The sequence below is a fragment of the Terrimonas alba genome (assembly GCF_042434975.1).
GTDB lineage: Bacteria > Bacteroidota > Bacteroidia > Chitinophagales > Chitinophagaceae > Terrimonas_B > Terrimonas_B alba.
In genome coordinates this window covers 200,338-217,583 of sequence record NZ_JBHMQM010000007.1, presented here as the reverse complement: position 1 = coordinate 217,583, position 17,246 = coordinate 200,338, and the positions used below count along the sequence as shown (strand labels likewise).

The 17,246-nt window shown below is 42.1% G+C and carries 11 protein-coding genes; 9 read left to right on the top strand and 2 right to left on the bottom strand.

Translation table 11 applies throughout. The features are described 5' to 3' along the window. The first annotated feature begins 40 nt into the window (after positions 1–40). The 6 genes from ACFEL9_RS20130 to ACFEL9_RS20105 all read left to right on the top strand — a co-directional run bounded on the left by ACFEL9_RS20130 (position 41) and on the right by ACFEL9_RS20105 (position 11,923). Positions 41–1,537 (top strand): RagB/SusD family nutrient uptake outer membrane protein, encoded by a 1,497-nt coding sequence (locus tag ACFEL9_RS20130; protein ID WP_385893977.1) that lies wholly within the window; start codon positions 41–43, stop codon positions 1,535–1,537. Positions 1,538–1,614: 77 nt separating this feature from the next. Then, complete coding sequence (locus ACFEL9_RS20125; RefSeq protein WP_385893975.1) at positions 1,615–2,409, top strand: sialate O-acetylesterase; 795 nt, start codon at positions 1,615–1,617, stop codon at positions 2,407–2,409. Then, complete coding sequence (locus tag ACFEL9_RS20120) at positions 2,409–5,246, top strand: glycoside hydrolase family 2 TIM barrel-domain containing protein (RefSeq protein ID WP_385893973.1); 2,838 nt, start codon at positions 2,409–2,411, stop codon at positions 5,244–5,246. Before ACFEL9_RS20125 ends, ACFEL9_RS20120 begins: the two co-directional genes overlap by 1 nt. A gap of 5 nt (positions 5,247–5,251) precedes the next feature. Continuing rightward, entirely contained in the window at positions 5,252–7,855 is a 2,604-nt protein-coding gene (locus tag ACFEL9_RS20115) for a YyaL domain-containing protein (protein ID WP_385893970.1), read from the top strand. A gap of 17 nt (positions 7,856–7,872) precedes the next feature. Further along, entirely contained in the window at positions 7,873–9,648 is a 1,776-nt protein-coding gene (locus ACFEL9_RS20110; protein ID WP_385893968.1) for a sodium:solute symporter family protein, read from the top strand. Further along, on the top strand, positions 9,641–11,923 hold the full coding sequence (locus tag ACFEL9_RS20105; protein ID WP_385893966.1) for an FAD-dependent oxidoreductase: 2,283 nt from the start codon (positions 9,641–9,643) through the stop codon (positions 11,921–11,923). Before ACFEL9_RS20110 ends, ACFEL9_RS20105 begins: the two co-directional genes overlap by 8 nt. On the opposite strand, the gene ACFEL9_RS20100 is transcribed toward ACFEL9_RS20105, so the two are convergent. Further along, positions 11,904–13,112, bottom strand: a complete 1,209-nt coding sequence (locus tag ACFEL9_RS20100; protein WP_385893964.1) for an alpha-hydroxy acid oxidase — start codon at positions 13,110–13,112, stop codon at positions 11,904–11,906. The two genes, ACFEL9_RS20105 and ACFEL9_RS20100, sit on opposite strands and share 20 nt — an antisense overlap. A 117-nt stretch (positions 13,113–13,229) precedes the next feature. After that, positions 13,230–13,607: a MarR family winged helix-turn-helix transcriptional regulator gene (locus tag ACFEL9_RS20095; RefSeq protein ID WP_385893962.1), complete on the bottom strand. Its 378-nt coding sequence runs from the start codon at positions 13,605–13,607 to the stop codon at positions 13,230–13,232. A 473-nt stretch (positions 13,608–14,080) separates the two neighbouring features. Here ACFEL9_RS20095 and ACFEL9_RS20090 point away from each other — a divergent pair, with 473 nt between their 5' ends. Genes ACFEL9_RS20090 through ACFEL9_RS20080 form a run of 3 tightly spaced genes read left to right on the top strand, consistent with a single transcriptional unit; the run spans position 14,081 to position 16,835 of the window. After that, positions 14,081–14,524: a MaoC family dehydratase gene (locus ACFEL9_RS20090; RefSeq protein ID WP_385893960.1), complete on the top strand. Its 444-nt coding sequence runs from the start codon at positions 14,081–14,083 to the stop codon at positions 14,522–14,524. A 5-nt stretch (positions 14,525–14,529) separates the two neighbouring features. After that, entirely contained in the window at positions 14,530–15,693 is a 1,164-nt protein-coding gene (locus ACFEL9_RS20085) for an ABC transporter substrate-binding protein (RefSeq protein ID WP_385893959.1), read from the top strand. Further along, positions 15,690–16,835 carry a CaiB/BaiF CoA transferase family protein gene (locus ACFEL9_RS20080; RefSeq protein WP_385893957.1) on the top strand — a complete coding sequence of 382 codons (1,146 nt, stop codon included), beginning with the start codon at positions 15,690–15,692 and terminating at the stop codon, positions 16,833–16,835. Before ACFEL9_RS20085 ends, ACFEL9_RS20080 begins: the two co-directional genes overlap by 4 nt. The last annotated feature ends 411 nt before the right edge of the window (positions 16,836–17,246 follow it).

Sequence of the window (17,246 nt, the reverse complement as noted above, 5' to 3'; positions counted from 1 at the left end):
GAGAATTCCATTTGGCTAAAAAACAATAAAAAATAAACAAATGAAAAATAAGTCACTTATTTATATAACAATGCTGCTGATTATTCCTGCAATGACAGGCTGTAAAAAAAGTTTGGAAGAAGATGTTTATTCACAGATTTATACAGAGAAATTTTATAAGTCGGCCAATGATGCGGAAGCTGCCATTACTGCGGCCTATGGTCCATTTGGGGATATGCATAACGGCCCTGCTCCAAACCTTATTGCCGATTACAGTGCAGACCAGGTTTATCCGCGGCCGGTAGTTGCACGGAATACTTTTACGTTGTTTAACTACGATCCCAATTTCACTTCACAGAAAAGTTTCAGTCGTGAATTTGAATCTCCTGTGCAGATATGGCGCAGTTGTTATGCCGGTATAGAAAAAGTAAACTGGGTACTTGATAAAGTTCCCGGTACCAGTATGGACGCAGGACGTAAAGACCAGATACTGGGAGAAGCCTATTTTCTTCGTGGATTATATCACTGGATGCTGGCGAAGAATTTCGGTGATGTGATCATTAAAACAGCACCCAGCAGAACGGAAGAGGAGGCATTTTTTGGTACAAGTCCGGTAGCAGATGTATATAAACAAATTAATGAAGACCTGGAAAAAGCGGTTCCTTTTCTTCCTGACTACAGCAGCACATTGGTAAAAGGTCGCCCCAGTAAACAAGCTGCGCTGGCATTGCAAGCTAAGGCTGCATTATACGCTGAAAACTGGTCCGTTGCTTTGGCAAAAGCTGAAGAGGTTATTAATTCCGGTAAGGTGGGTTTGATGCCCAACGTGAAAACAGTATATGAATTTGCACAGGAAGACGCCGCAAGGTTTGAAAACTTATTTGCTTTCGAAAGCGAAGGTACCGCCGCTCCTAATCGTACGTCGCAGATCACTTCGTTATTTGGTCCGCCAAACAGTACCGGCCCTGAGTATTCGAAATCTTCTTTTGGTTCTGCTTTTGCTTATCCTGCTTTCTTCGCATCATTCAATCCCATTGATAAAAGAAGGACTTTATTGGACACCACTTATGTTCATTCAAATGGTTCAGTGGTTCCTCAAAAAAATATAACACCCATTACGCCGTATGGTGTACTGGTAAAAAAATACCAGGACCCTGTGAGCACAAATGGTACGGGAAGCAATATTCCTATTCTTCGTTATGCTGATGTGTTATTGATTGCTGCGGAAGCTGAAGCAAGACAAACAGGTGCCACCATAAAAGCTTACGGATATATCAACCAGGTTCGTACAAGAGCAGGACTGCCTGATCTAACAGCCGGACTCAGCCAGGAGGCATTTATTGATTCTGTTTTACAGGAACGTCACTGGGAGTTGTTTGCTGAAGGTGACCGTTGGTATGACCTTACCCGTACGGGAAAATTCATGACAGTAATTCCAATGGCAGTTAATGATATTTATCCTGTTCGTCAACCTGAATTAAAGCATAGATATTTTCCTATACCACAGGATGAAATAAATGCCAATCCAAAAATCGTTCAAAATCCGGCGTGGAAATAATGATATTGGGAGTAGATATAAGAAGGTGCAAAGCGACAGCAGTAAATTATTTGACTATACTGTTAATTATCTTTTTAATGACCCAGCCGAATAAGTCAGGAGCGCAGGTTATTTTTTTAGTGGCAGGGCAAAGCAATGCAGTTGGGCAGGGGAACCAGGATTCTTCCATTATTGATACATCAGGAAATACGTTTGAATATCGTGTTATTGAAAATAAACTTAACACATTGCATGACCCTGCAGGAGAAAACTGGAAGAATTTTGAACGTGCAAGAACAGGAAGTTTTTTACCTTCTTTTGCTGCAACCTATTCAAAACATTCCCGAAAGAAATTAGTGATAGTAGCCGCTGCGCGGGGCGGTAGCAGCTGCCATGAAAAAGCTGAATTAGGAAACATGGGAACATGGTCAGACAGTGGGAGGATGAAATTGTTTGAAGATGCAGTAGAGAAAACAAAAAAAGCTATTGCACTCACACATTTTAGCCTGGGCGGAATTATCTGGTGCCAGGGAGAACGTGATGCCAACGCAATTAATAGTAAGCAGCTCACCGGGGAAGAGTATTATAAATCACTGACAAATCTTATAACCAGGTTTCGGAAATCTTTTGGAAGTGATATCCCTTTTTATATTATTCAAACAGGGTTTTATCAAAATCATGAAAGAGAGGGGTTTGATATAGTAAGAAAGAAGCAGGAAAAAGTAGCTGAGGATCTACCTGCTACTTTCGTGATTTATAAAAAGGCCGGTGACTTTGAACAACTGGGTTGGATGAAAGATGAAATTCATTATAGCCAGCAGGGCTTGAATGATATAGGTGAAAAAACAGCCGTAAACATAACGAAGATTGAAAGGAAAATTAAACGCCAATAATGAGAATCATACTATTTCTTCTTTTACTGATTTCTTTTTCATGCAAAATTATTGCCCAGGAAAACGCCGGTGAAAGCATTCAGCGGCTCGATGGTTTGTGGACATTTAAAATTGATCCAAACGACGCAGGTGAGCGGCAACAGTGGTTTAAAGAAACAATAAATATTAGTTCCTGGGACAGCATGGCAGTGCCAGGCAACTGGGACCTTCGAAATGAATATAGTCACTATAAAGGTAAAGCCTGGTATAGAACTTCTTTTTCCATACAAGGTATTACAAAAGAAAAGCTGGTAAGATTATTATTCGAAGCGGTTTATCATGACAGTAAGATTTGGCTAAATGGCAAACTACTGGGGACTAATAACAGTGGATACCTGCCATTTGAATTTGAAATAACCAGGTTGTTGCACTACGATAAACCTAACAGCCTTGTGGTATGTGCCGATAATACTTTTCGACGCGGAGCCATCTGGAACTGGGGTGGCATCCGCAGGCCGGTAAAACTGGTAACTACCGGGCAGGTACGCATTGTTCAACAAATGATCTCTTCGCAAATCGACCTTGCAAAAAAATCGGCGGAACTAACCATTAAATTATTATTGAGGAATGACGACAACAAACAAGCAGGTTTAAGGGGTGAAGTTATATTATCAAACGAAAGCGGTTTTAAAAAAACCATTCCTTTTGATCGTATTGTTGAAGCAGGTAGTACAGACTCAGTAATTGTTCGTACCACGATCAACGCAAAGCAACTTCATTTGTGGAACTGCGATGATCCCTATTTATACAACAGCAAGGTGAGCCTTATAAATGGAGCTACGATAATACATGAAAACAAAACAGCATTCGGACTTCGTAAGATAGAAGTAGATAATATCAACTATACTTTTAAGCTCAATGGGCAGCCGATGCGGATAATGGGTTTCAATCTTGTTCCTGATGACCGTACTACGGGCAATACTTTGCCGCTTTGGCGTGTAAAGGAAGATATTGATTTGATGAAAAGCATGGGAGCCAATATGGCCAGGCTTAGTCATCTTCCCATGCACCAGGAAATGCTCGACTACCTGGATGAAAAAGGCATTCTCGTTTTTTCTGAAATTCCATTATGGGGGTATGATCAACTGGTGGATAAAAGTAGCCCTGTTCCCAAAGAATGGTTATCAAGATTAGTAAGCACCCAGTTTAATCATCCTTGCATTATCGGGTGGAGTGTTGGTAATGAAATTGGTCATGTACCCGGTGTTAATGAGTATGTAGAAAATGCAATCAATTATGTACACGGGTTAGATTCAATGCGGATGGCCGTTATGGTTAGCCATACTGCCGATCATACCGGTAATGATCCCCTCCAATTTTCGGATATGGGATTGATCAATAAATATGGAAAGGCCATTGGTTCGCTTGCGGATAAAATTCATAACATTTATCCTGAAAAATTATTATTCTATACAGAGTATGGCTATAACCAGTTTACTGAAAATTTAGATGGCGATCTTGATGCAAAAGGCTTGATGGATTCTATACGCTTTAAACCTTACCTGATGGGTGCTTCATTGTGGACATTTAACGATTATCGGAGTGCTTTTTATGGTACAAAAGAATATTCTGAAAACAGGCCATGGGGAATTGTGGATGTGTTCAGGCAAAAAAAGAAGGCATGGCATTCCTTTCAAAAAGAATATGCACCTGTTCGTGAATTCAAATTGGAGAATGTTGTCACCGAAAAAAAATCGTCGGCTATCATTATTATCAAACCACGGCAGCCACTGGATTTGCCGGCCTATCCGTTAAGCGGATATAACGTGGTTTGGAGTATTTCTTCGGTAGAAGACAAGATTCTTACGGGCGGATTTAAAGAGTTGCCTTTTGTAAAACCGGGTGATGCTGAAATGAAGTTTCCCATTAGTTGGGATATGCCCGGAAATGCTTTTAAATTAAAGGTTGCACTGTTGTCGCCGTTAAATTATACGGTAATTGATACGGTTGTTTTTTTACAAAAACCCATTGCTCCTAAAATTATATATGCTGCAGGCGTACGTACCCTGATGAATAATTTAAGGGAAAACAGCGGAGGGCTGAGAGTCGTTTTTGAAAAAAATCCATCTGCCGTCTCTTATAAATTGAAATATGGTAAAAATGAATTAAATACTGAAACACCACTTACCCTTAATAACTATTTCGATGTGTCAAAGCTTAGCCACGGGGATAATTATAAACTCGCTGTAATCGCCGTCAATTCATTTGGTGAGAGCGAACCTTTAAATGTGATCACTGTTAAAATTGAGACAGAATATCCTGCACCATTGATTGCATATACGGAGCCGGCAAACAATGGCTTTTATGTAGGTTCCCCCGCAACAGAAGATGATTATTTGTTCCAGGTTCAATACACTACAAAACCGGGTGATTATGCAGGCGCCGCAACACTGCAAACCACCAATAAAGGTGTTTTGTTTGTACCGGGATTAAAAAACGGGCAAACGTATTATTACCGCATGCGCCGATGGAAGCACAATAATTATATCACACCCTGGAGTGAAGAAATAGCGGTTACTCCTGATGGTGGCTTAGCGCCTTCAAGTCCAATGCTGGCAGGATTGATAAGACAGGGGAAAGAAGCCTTCATCTGCTTTGAGCCGGTAAAAAAAGCGACGGGCTATAAGTTGGAGTATAGAGGTGTCAACGGCGGTGAATGGAAAACGCAACTGATCAACGCCGCACAAATCAATCATTTTAAATTAACCGGGTTAATGCCCAAACTCCGTTATGAATTCAGGATGGCAACACTGAACCACAATGGGCAATCCGATTATTCACAAACAATAAGAGAATAACAAAGATGCAATTCAATTTCATAAAATGGTTCAGTATCGTATTGCTGCCTTGCGTACAATCCGTAACGGCGCAACAACCCTTACAACTTCAGAATAAAAACATTTCTTTAAAATGGAAGCAAACAGCAAAAGGCTTTCAGCTTTCGCAGGTTGCCGCGTGGAGCAACGGAAAATTTCAACCGCTTCAACATCCCTCAGGAGAATTTACTTTATTGTATAGCGAACAAAAACCCGATACTGCTTCATTGATTAACTCGTTAGGCAAAGAAGTACAGGCATTTCCTGGTCCATCCTATAAATATATTGTGAGAACATGGCGGGATAATCTGAGGCCCGTACCCATGAACACCGCAGGAACTGCTCTTCATTTTTTCCCGGATAAGGGAAATAGAACAGGAAACAATACAATCGAATTTTCAAAATCAACAAATACAGCGATCATCAATTCGACCTGGCAATTAGATAATAGTAATCCAAATGATATACTGGTAACAATAAGCATCACTGCGCTTAAGCCAGGCTATTTTTCTATTGCTACGCCAACCCTGGCTATGGTACAGGAATCTGAACTAAAGTGGGGTATTATACCAGGTCTTTTCCAGGGAAGCAGGCTTGAAGCAAATCTTGTAGAGAGTTATGGATATGGACATGGTATTCCGAATAAGCCAATAATAGTACGCGAACGAACAGCATCAACGTTGTCGCCCATTCTAACCAACAAAAATGGATTATCGCTTGCTGTGATACCCGCACCCGGCACCGCCCGCGATCCGTGGGAAAGTAATGTTAACACCCTCAATGGTTGGACACTCGGTCTTTCATTAATGAATCGTAAAGCACAGTTAACACCAACTGCTTACCACCCTGTATTGGGTGAAAAAGGCTCTTACCTGGAGCAGGGAGAAAAATTTAGTTTTTCATTCCGCTATACGTTGCAACCCGCAAATTGGTATACAGTTTATAAACATGCGGTAAATAAAGTGTATCGCTTTGCTGATTTTATCAGTTTAAAACAAACCCGTCAATCACTGACTGATCGCATATTGGCTATGCAACAATATTTGCATAACGATAGCATATCCATGTGGCGGATAGAAGAATTCAATAATCGCAAAATTGGTGCACAGGCTTATCTCGGTGGAGTTGTTGGCAGTGATCGTGACGCCATGAAAAACTCCGACTATGGCGCCATGTGGATGCTTGCAAATATAACGGGCGACAGCATTTTGTTGCAACATCGTCTTCCTTATGCCCGTAATTTTAAATTGGAACAGCAGCAATCGGACAAGGGCTTTTTCCAGGGTGCTGCCATCGGTCAATACTATCTTAGCAAGAGCAAAAAATTTACAGAAGAGTGGGGTACTTATGTTGAACCGATGGGACTTACTTATTATACACTGCTCGATATCGGAAATATTTTACTCTTCAATCCTGCGGATAGCGAACTTAAAGAAAGATTAAGATTAGGTGCTGACCAGTTACTAAACTGGCAATATCCCGATGGACACTGGGAAGTAGGTTATGATCGTGCTTCCGAAAAAATTGTATTTAAAGATCTGAAAGATTATCGTCCTACTTTTTATGGCTTGCTTGTGGCATACCGTATTCTCGGTGACAAAAAATATCTCGACGCTGCTGTCCGTGGAGCGGATTGGTTTATCAAAGAAGCAGCTAATAAAGGTTTTTTCCTGGGCGTCTGCGGTGATCTTCGCTTTGCACCTGATTTTGCCACCGGCCAAAGTGCGCAGGCAATGCTCGACCTTTTTGAAATTACAGGTATAAAAAAATATCAACAGTCAGCTATTGATATTGCCCGGTTGTATACTACATCCATTTATACGCATCCGATTCCTAATCATGAAATAAAAACAGTGAATGGTATAAAACGGCAGGACTGGGAAATAAGCCAGGCAGGTTTAAGTTTTGAGCATGGTGGTAGTTTTGGATCAGCCAATATTCATGGGCCTATATTACTGGCTAGTCATGCGGGGTTGTTTGTGCGCATGTTTGGACTAACCAGAGATTCACTTTTCTTAAACATGGCACGTGCTGCGGCCCTGGGCCGTGATGCGTTTGTCGATAGTGCCAGCAGCGTAGCTTCTTATTACTGGGATGCGATGAACAAAGGGGCCGGACCTTATCCTCACCATGCATGGTGGCAGGTAGGATGGATCACGGATTACTTGCTCGCCGAAATGGAGTTGCGTTCCAAAGGAGCTATTTCATTTCCGCAAGGATTTATTACACCCAAAGTGGGTCCACATAAATCGTATGGCTTTGCAACTGGTAAAGTTTTTGGTAATACTGCCCGGCTCGTATTGAATAAAGATATGGCTCGTATTAATGATCCGTATATTGACTATTTCGCAGCAAGGACAGAAAACAGGAAAGAAATTTACCTACTGTTATTGAATGACGATGATGAAAACAGGAGTATTGAAGTGGAACTTAATACAGGCAGTTTTTTTCCTGGCAGTAAAGTTCAGGTAAAAAATATAAGCATACTGGACGAAAAAGGAATGCAAATAAATAGCATAACGGATACAAGTAAACTGCAGGTGGCATTGCCTGCTTTTGGTCTGCGTGTTATCAAAATAATTGGCAACTAACCAGACAGAAAAAAATCATGGATAAAACAATTGATACACTCGTCATTTTCATTTTCAGCGCTTTTGTACTTGTAATAGGGATGTTGTTTGCCCGTACGGGACGAAACATGAAATCATTTTTTGCAGGTGGCGAATCCGTACCGTGGTTTATTGGCGGCCTGTCACTGTTTATGAGTTTTTTTTCGGCAGGCACTTTTGTAGCCTGGGGTTCTATTGCTTACAAATATGGCTGGGTGTCGGTCACTATTCAATGGATGATGGCTTTGGGTGGCCTTATAACCGCATTATTATTAGCACCGCGTTGGAAAAAAACCGGTGCATTTACCGCGGCAGAATTTATTAAAGAACGGTTGGGCGCTGCTGTTCAGAAATTTTACATGTACATTTTTTTACTCGTATCGTTGTTTAGTAAGGGTGCTGTATTGTATCCTGTTGCCTTACTGGTTAGCAGTTCACTTGGCTTTCCTCTGGTGCCAAGTACAATTGTTTTAGGAGTTATGATGATAGCCTATACCGCAGTGGGAGGGTTATGGGCAGTGATGGTGACGGACATCCTGCAATTTGTGGTGCTAACTGCCAGCGTGTTGCTGGTATTGCCCTTAGCATTGAATTCCGCAGGCGGATGGACTGCCTTTACCAATAATGTACCCGATGATTTTTTCAACCTGCTGAATGGAGAATATACCATTGGTTTTATACTGGCCTTTGCCTTGTACAGCATCACCTATATTGGAGGCAACTGGACTTTTGTGCAACGTTACACGAGTGTAGAGTCACCAAAAGCATCAAAAAAAGTAGCCCTGCTGTTTGCAGGCCTGTATATTGTTTGTCCCATTATCTGGATGCTGCCGCCCATGGTGTACAAAAGCATCGATCCATCATTGCAGGGCCTCAATGCTGAAAACGCTTATTTGCAGGTTTGCAAACTGGTACTGCCTCCCGGCCTGATGGGCCTTATGCTTACGGGCATGTATTTCTCTACATCGGCTACAGCAAACACTACGCTTAATGTCACGTCCGCTATTATCACCAATGATATTTATAAGGGCATGTTCAGGCCTCATGCTTCTGACAAATCGTTGATGATAGTAGCACGCCTTTCATCGCTGTTGCTGGGTTTAGGGATGATAGGAATAGCATTGCTGGTGCCCGCTGCGGGAGGTATGATCGAAGTGGTATTAACGATTGCTGCTATTACGGGTGGACCTTTATTGCTCCCCGCTTTATGGGCATTGTTTTCAAAAAAGTTGAGTGGCAAAGCTGCTTTCGTGATCTCAGCACTTTGCCTGCTGATCAATTGTGTGTTCAAATTCATAACACCTTATTTGCTGGAAATAAGATTGGATCGTTCGCAGGAAATGCTGCTTGGAACGGGTTTACCTCTATTGCTGTTGATGGTTAACGAATTTCTTTTAGTAAGGAAAAAAGAAAGTGCCGATTATGTCCGGTACATTTCATCTAAACAGGAAAAGAAAATGAACCGGATTTTGGAGGAAACAGCCGATGAAAAGAGAGCTATTTTAAAACAAAATCTTTTTGGATTAAGAGTAATAGCATTTGCATTAGCCTTTACAGCATTATTGCTGGTAGGAATAAGCTTTGTGAGCACTTCAGGTAAAATGCTGGTGTTGGGTATTGCGGGTGTCATTTTGCTGTCGGCCATTATTCCTTTACGGGCGACACGAAAAATAAAGCTTCAATTGTTGGCTATTTCCACGGAGAAGACTACCGTATCAGAAACTGTTTCTCTGAAAAGAGATATTGATTACCAGGAAACAAAAAATTATGATTAAAGAGGAAGGAATATCGCAAAGATCATTGCATACTGTAAAATTAAGAGCGGGGCTTGTCATTGCAGGCGGTGGCTTATCGGGAGTTTGCTGTGCCATTACAGCAGCAAGGTCGGGATTGAAAGTTATCCTGGTGCAGGACAGACCGGTGCTTGGAGGAAACTCCTCGAGTGAAGTAAGGCTTTGGGTGTTGGGCGCTACTTCACACATGGGCAATAACAACCGCTGGGCCAGGGAAGGTGGTGTTATTGACGAACTTTTGGTTGAGAATATGTACCGCAACCCTGAAGGCAATGCACTGATATTTGACACGATATTATTGGAGAAAGTAACAGAAGAACCAAACATTCAACTGCTGTTGAATACCGCTGTGTTTGAGGTAGAGAAAAAAGATGCCGGCACGATCAGTGGTGTTACCGCTTTTTGCAGCCAGAACAGTACGCTATATTCTATTCAATCCAATCTTTTTTGCGATGCCAGTGGTGATGGAATCATTGGTTTTTTATCAGGCGCTGCATTTAGAATGGGTGCTGAATCAAAAGATGAATTCGACGAAAAATTTGCCCCGTCAAAATCGTATGGAGAGTTGTTGGGTCATTCCATGTATTTCTATTCCAGGGATACCGGTCAGCCTGTCAAATTTATTCCACCGTCGTTTGCATTGACCGATATTACGAAGATACCGCGGTATAAAAGTTTTAACTCACAGGAGCATGGTTGCCGGCTATGGTGGATTGAATACGGGGGCCGGCTGGATACCGTACACGATACGGAAAAAATAAAATGGGAACTCTGGAAGGTGATATACGGCGTGTGGAATTACATAAAAAATTCCGGCGGTTTTCCTGAAGCTGAAAACCTCACGCTTGAATGGGTGGGTCATATACCCGGCAAAAGGGAAAGCCGTCGTTTTGAAGGTGATTATATGTTGTCGCAAAAAGATATTGTGGAACAGCGTCAGCATCCTGATGCGGTGGCTTTCGGAGGTTGGAGTATTGACTTACATCCCGCCGATGGAGTATTCAGCGAAAAGCCCGGTTGCAATCAATGGCATCCCAAAGGCATTTATCAAATTCCGTATCGTTGCCTCTATAGCCGCAATATCAATAACCTGTTTATTGCGGGCCGTATCATCAGTGCATCACATGTAGCGTTTGGTTCTACACGGGTAATGGCGACCAGCGCTTATGTTGGACAGGCAGTGGGTATGGCCGCCGTAATAGCTACCAGTGAAAATGTATTACCAAAACAAATCGGCCCGACAGTTCCGGTTAGCGTGTTGCAGAAACAGCTGATCAGGGCAGGCCAGCACATACCCGGAGTAGTTCTTAAAGATGAAAACGATCTTGTGCAAAAAGCAACGATACATGCTTCCAGCGAACTGAAATTGCAGGCATTCCCGGAAGATGCCGGTTTGTTTCAATTAAGTTTTTCCGGCGCACAAATGATTCCTTTAAATAAGGGTAAAATAACTGAATTGAATCTTCATGCGTTTGCTAAAGAAAAAACTATCCTCGATATAGAGTTACGTATCAGCAGCAAGCCCGATCATCATACGCCGGATACATTGATAGAAGCGAAGCGCATACAACTTAACGAAGGAAAAAATTGTATACCGCTTCATTTTGTCAATGTAATGACACATGCAGCTTATGGCTTTATTGTATTCAGAAAAAATGAGCTGGTAAGCATCCCCATAACCTCAAAAAGAGTTACCGGTATATTATCTGTTTTTAATATGGTCAATAAAGCGGTGTCTAATTTTGGCAGGCAAGAGCCTACAGAGGATATTGGCGTGGATTCTTTTGAGTTTTGGATACCGCAGCGCAGGCCACGGGGACATAATTTCGCTATGACATTTAAAACTCCGGTTGCAGGTTTCTCACCTTCCAATGTAAAGAATGGCCTTGCCCGGCCAACCAATCAACCCAATGCCTGGGTAGCCGATTGGAATGATAAACACCCAACCCTTACCATCAATTGGCACAATGTGCAAACTATATCAACCATTGAACTAAGTTTTGATACGGATTTTGATCACCCGATGGAATCGGTATTGATGTCGCACCCTGAAAATGTCATGCCGTTTTGTGTGAGGACCTATAAAATAATGGATGGGGCTGGAACAGTATTGCATGAGAAAAAAGACAATTATCAAACGCGGAATACTATCCGGTTAGATAAGGCTGTTACAACAAAAGAATTGAAAATTGAATTTGAACAATCATCTCCCGATATACCTGTCTCCCTTTTTGAAATCAGGTGTTATGCTGAGTGATTTCATCAACCATGTCATCCGTATAGCGACTTTCCTGTTCCATTGAAACCAAATGGCGGGGAAATTGATCAGTCTTTTCACAACACAGTTGTTCCATTACTTGTTGCAATTGGGTTTTTAATGTAGCAATGGTATGATCGCCTCCCTTTTTCCCCAATGCAGATACGCCATACATAAAACTGCGGCCCATGAAGGTGAATTCAGCTCCTGATGCCATGGCTCTTGCAACATCAGGGCCCGAACGAACGCCGCTGTCCATCATAATTTTGATTTTGCCTTTATAGTTCTTTACGATGGCTTCTAATGATCGCACTGCCGACTGCCCTGCATCAATCTGCCTGCCGCCATGATTGGAAACAATAATTCCGTCGAGGCCCAGTTGCGTGGCGATTTCTGTATCCGCTTCGCTGGCTACACCTTTTAAAACAAGTTTTCCTTTCCACATATCCCGGATCGGGGCGATCTTTTCTTTATCCAACCTTCCCGAAAAAGTTTTATTCATATACAGACCAAGCTGCTTCATGCTCATACCGGGAGGCATATAGGGTTTCATGGTGGCAAACTCTGGCTGGCCATGCAGTAAAGTTCGCAATGCCCAATGCGGTTTACCCATGATCTGCAAAATATTTCGCAGGGTCATCTTGGGTGGCATGGCCAGTCCATTGCGAATATCACGGGGCCGGAATCCAAACGAAGGAACATCGCACAATAGTACCAGCACATCATATTTTGCTGCCTGCAATCTTTTGATAATATCATCACGCAAACTATTTTCAGCAGGGTGATATAATTGATACCATGCCTTGCCCTGGGTCAATTCACTGATTCGTTCAATAGAAGACGTGGTAACGGTGCTTAGTATGAAAGGAATATTGTGCTGAAAGGCAGCGCTGGCAAGTATCTCAGGGGCATTGGGCCACATCAACCCTTGCAGACCTACAGGAGCGATACCAAAAGGTGCATCATAGATATGACCAAACAATTCCGTTTTCAGGTCAGAACCTGTATGAGTTTTGAGGTAATGCGGCACCAACTCAATCTTTCTTAACTCATCGGTGTTTTTATAAAGATTCACATCCTCGTTGCAGCCGCCGTCTAAATATTCAAAAGCAAACCCGGGTATTTTTTGTTGTGCCCGTTTCCGCAGGTCATCAATAGAAGGATAACTGGTATCGAAATTCCATTTCATGTATTAAAATTTAATATGCACCAAGGGTAAAAAAACAAAGGGAAAAGTACAAACAATGCCTTTGTTTAGTTTGCTTCATTTTTCGCACATTCTAAACTTATTTTAGCTTCCGTTTCTTTAAGAATTAAGATTGCTGTTCATTTTTTGAATCACCCGCGCAGCTTGTTCTATTTCGGTATTCGTAAGGCCGGTTTCCATTAGTTTATAAAACTCATTAATCACCGGCATGAACTGTTCTTTATACTCCCGGCCCGCCGGGGTAAGCGAAATAATCCGGCTGCGCTTGTCAGAAGGATCTTCCGATCGCACCACTAATTTTCGTCTCGTTAGGTTGTCAATGATAGGAGTTATGCTGGCCTTGTTTTTTTGAACGGCATTGGCTATTTCCTGTTGGTTGAGATCCTGCTTGCGCCAAAGCAGGCCAAGCACCTGCAGCATTTCAAAGGTGACATCAAAATTGCCTTCCTTTAACTTGCGTTGTATATATTGTTTCATATTCAGACGAAAATTCGTCAGATTCTCTATCAAATTTTTTGAGCTTTCAAATTCCATAACAGTGATTATCGGAGCACAAGAATACAACTGATTGCAAAGAAATAAAATTGTTAGTTTATGACGGATTCCTTTAAGCATATACCGGTTAGATAGTAAGATCAACAGGTTTGAGAGCTAATAGTTCTCTTGTTACACCTGATAAATTAACTTTTCTCAAAAAGGCAGGTAGTAAAATCTTCCATCATTACAGTAAAACCTGACATTGAACAAGGGCTTTCGCCGTTCTACCTTAACATCCTGATTAGCAGGTTAGTTTTTAAGATCAAAAATCTGCGGACTGACGATTGTAACGGTTAGAAAAAAGACAGTTGCCATATGCTTTAAACATCCAGCGGGCACTTATCTCTTTATTCTGCATTTCCGCAACAATCTTCAGGTGTTATTAAAAAAGTACAAAAGATACCTAAGCCGACATGTTTATAAAGAAGCATTTCGAGGAATTTGAATTGAACAGCATCCGCAACACGAAGGGGCGTACTGTTACGGATGCGGATATTATCATACATGCAGGTCAGTCGGGAGATTTTTTTCCGCATCACATGGACGAAGAATGGTGCAAGACCCAACCTTTCGGACAAAGAATAGCTCATGGCACATTGATATTTACTATTGCTATTGGGCTCACTGCGGACCTGGTGAATGAAGTATCGATGACATATGGATATGAAAGATTGAGATTTATAAAACCGGTTTTTATCGGCGACACCTTACATGTAAAGGTGAAGATCATCGATAAAAAGGAACACAAGAAGCCGGGTCATGGTTTGATAACAGAATTGGTCGAGTGCTTTAACCAGCGAAATGAGCTGGTGATGGTTTGTGAACATCTTTTACTGGTCAACAAAAAGATCAATTAACAACAATGGCAGCAGTTTTAAGAGGTATAACATGGGGGCACAGCAGGGGGATTACTCCTCTGCTGGCTGCTTCCCAGCGGTACGAGGAATTAAATCCCGGCGTTCAAATCCAATGGAAGAAGAGAACGCTACAGGAGTTTGCAGATTTTCCAATAGAAAAATTAACGACGGAGTATGACCTCCTGGTCATTGATCATCCATGGGTAGGATGTGCGGCTGCTACAAAGTGTGTATTGCCGCTTGATAAATATCTGCCCGATGAATATTTACAGGATCAAATGAAAAATTCTGTAGGGGACTCTCATGTCAGCTATAACTATAAGAATTCGCAATGGGCTTTAGCCATCGACGCAGCCACGCCTGCTGCCAGTTATCGGAGAGATTTACTCGAACGTAATAATATATCTCTTCCGCAAACATGGGAAGAAGTGATAAACCTGGCGAAAAGAGGAAAGGTAGCAATGCCGGCCATACCGATAGACCTGCTGATGAATTTTTACAGCTTTTGTATCGCTCATGGTAAAGAACCCTTTCAAAATGATTACGAGGTTATAGACGAGGAAACCGGCGTATTGACTATCAATACAATGAAAGAATTATATTCTCCTATTGATAAGAGAATGTTTGGATGCAATCCCATCGCCATAGCGGAAATGATGAGTACTACAGATGATTTTTGGTATTGTCCGTTTGCCTATTGCTATTCTAATTATTCAAGGCCGGGTTATGCAAAAAAGCTGTTGCATTATGCGGAACCCATTTCTTTTAATAAAAATAAGATCAGGACAACCATTGGCGGCACAGGGCTATCAGTTTCTGCTTTTAGCAAGCACAAAGAAATTGCTATAGATTTTGCACAATGGGTCACCTCAGCCGATATACAGCGAACATTCTATGTTCAGCATGGCGGTCAGCCTGGTCACAGGTTGGCATGGATTGACGCTTCGGCCAATCAACTCACCAATGATTTCTTTACTAACATTCTGCCTGTAATGGATAATGGTTATCTCCGGCCCAGGTATCATGGTTACCTGCACTTCCAGGATTTTGCCGGAGATCCTTTGCAAAAATGTTTGATGAGAGACGAACATCCAAAAACGGCACTAAAGGAGATGAATAAGGTTTATCGTGACAGTTTAAGTTATAAAAAATCAACAGTCGTAGTATGATAGAGTTGCCGCTGAAAGGATTAATTGTAGTGGAGCTTTGCCAATATTTATCGGGACCGTCTGCTGCATTACGGTTGGCTGATTTGGGTGCCAGGGTTATAAAAATAGAAAGACCCAACGGAGGCGATGCCGGCAGAAAACTGGCAATAAAAAATCTTTGGGCCAATGATAGTTCCTTGTTATTTCATACAATCAATCGCAATAAAGAAAGTTTTGCAGCAGACTTAAAGGATGCGCATGACATCGGGATAATAAAAAAGCTGTTGGCTAAATCAGATGTGCTGATCCATAATTTCAGACCCGGTGTAATGGAAAAAATTGGATTAAGCTATGCGAACACACTGACTGTTAACCCACGCCTTATTTATGCAGAAATATCCGGTTACGGGAAAGAAGGTCCCTGGAAAAATAAACCCGGACAGGATTTATTGTTGCAATCAATTACAGGGTTGACTTACACCACCGGCAATGGTGATAACGGTCCCGTTCCATTTGGAATAGCAATAGGTGATATTTTAGCCGGCGCTCAGCTGGTGCAAGGCATACTCGCCGCCCTGATCCGCCGGCAAAAAACTAATAAAGGGGCATTGATTGAAGTGAGCCTGATAGAGACTTTGCTCGATTTCCAGTTTGAACTTTTTACCACGTATTTCGCCAGTAATCAACAGCCGAAAAGAAGTAGCATTAATAATGGGCACCCCTTATTAAGTGCTCCTTATGGCATTTATAAAACAACGGACGGTTATATTGCTTTAGCCATGATGGACATTCATGACCTCGCTGCGGCCAGCGGTTGTGATGCATTATACAGTTTTTCAAAAGAAGATGTATTCGCCGAAAGAGACAAGATCAAAGCAGTATTGGCGGGTCACCTGGAAAAGCAATCATCAGTATATTGGATACAGCGGTTGCACGATTCAGGTCTTTGGGCTATGGAAGTATTAGATTGGGAAAAAATGATGGGGATGGATGCTTATAAAGTTTTGCAAATGGAGCAAGGGATAAATTTGAAGGATAAAGAAATCACGACCACCCGCTGCCCGATAAGGATCAATGGCGAAAGATTATATTGTAACAGACCGGCTCCATTGCTTGGTGAGCATAATGAAAAAGTGATCAGAGAAGTTGGTGGCCTCACCTAACCTCTCTCAACGCACAGCCCCTGTCAACCAGCAGGGCAGGCTCGCTTTTCGAAATCTACGCATTTGATTAGGAGTATTCGAAAGTGGCGAGTAGAAGGCCTCCTCCCGACCTCCTCCAAAAGAGGAGGCCACCAGGACACAGCCCTTGCTTTTTGGAGAAGCTGAATCATAAAGGGCTTTCCGATAGTGTTGAGTAGAGAACCGATGTTGATTTGGAAGTTTTGAAGTTTGGATTTGTCATACAGCACCGCTCTTTCCCTTTGGGGGAAAGAGAAGGAGAATGGGGCCGATGTGGTAGATATGCAGTTTGGATTTGCAATGCAGCACCGCCTCCTCTATTTGGGAGAGGAGGAAGGGAGGTGAGGCCGAGTAGCGAACAGAACGATTAAGTGTGCGACGCAACGAAGATGC

Bases quoted from the DNA above. Each gene is read 5' to 3' on its own strand.
- ACFEL9_RS20130 (WP_385893977.1), top strand. From the start codon at position 41: ATGAAAAATAAGTCACTTATTTATATAACAATGCTGCTGATTATTCCT.
- ACFEL9_RS20125 (WP_385893975.1), top strand. From the start codon at position 1,615: ATGACCCAGCCGAATAAGTCAGGAGCGCAGGTTATTTTTTTAGTGGCA.
- ACFEL9_RS20120 (WP_385893973.1), top strand. From the start codon at position 2,409: ATGAGAATCATACTATTTCTTCTTTTACTGATTTCTTTTTCATGCAAA.
- ACFEL9_RS20115 (WP_385893970.1), top strand. From the start codon at position 5,252: ATGCAATTCAATTTCATAAAATGGTTCAGTATCGTATTGCTGCCTTGC.
- ACFEL9_RS20110 (WP_385893968.1), top strand. From the start codon at position 7,873: ATGGATAAAACAATTGATACACTCGTCATTTTCATTTTCAGCGCTTTT.
- ACFEL9_RS20105 (WP_385893966.1), top strand. From the start codon at position 9,641: ATGATTAAAGAGGAAGGAATATCGCAAAGATCATTGCATACTGTAAAA.
- ACFEL9_RS20100 (WP_385893964.1), bottom strand. From the start codon at position 13,112: ATGAAATGGAATTTCGATACCAGTTATCCTTCTATTGATGACCTGCGG.
- ACFEL9_RS20095 (WP_385893962.1), bottom strand. From the start codon at position 13,607: ATGAAACAATATATACAACGCAAGTTAAAGGAAGGCAATTTTGATGTC.
- ACFEL9_RS20090 (WP_385893960.1), top strand. From the start codon at position 14,081: ATGTTTATAAAGAAGCATTTCGAGGAATTTGAATTGAACAGCATCCGC.
- ACFEL9_RS20085 (WP_385893959.1), top strand. From the start codon at position 14,530: ATGGCAGCAGTTTTAAGAGGTATAACATGGGGGCACAGCAGGGGGATT.
- ACFEL9_RS20080 (WP_385893957.1), top strand. From the start codon at position 15,690: ATGATAGAGTTGCCGCTGAAAGGATTAATTGTAGTGGAGCTTTGCCAA.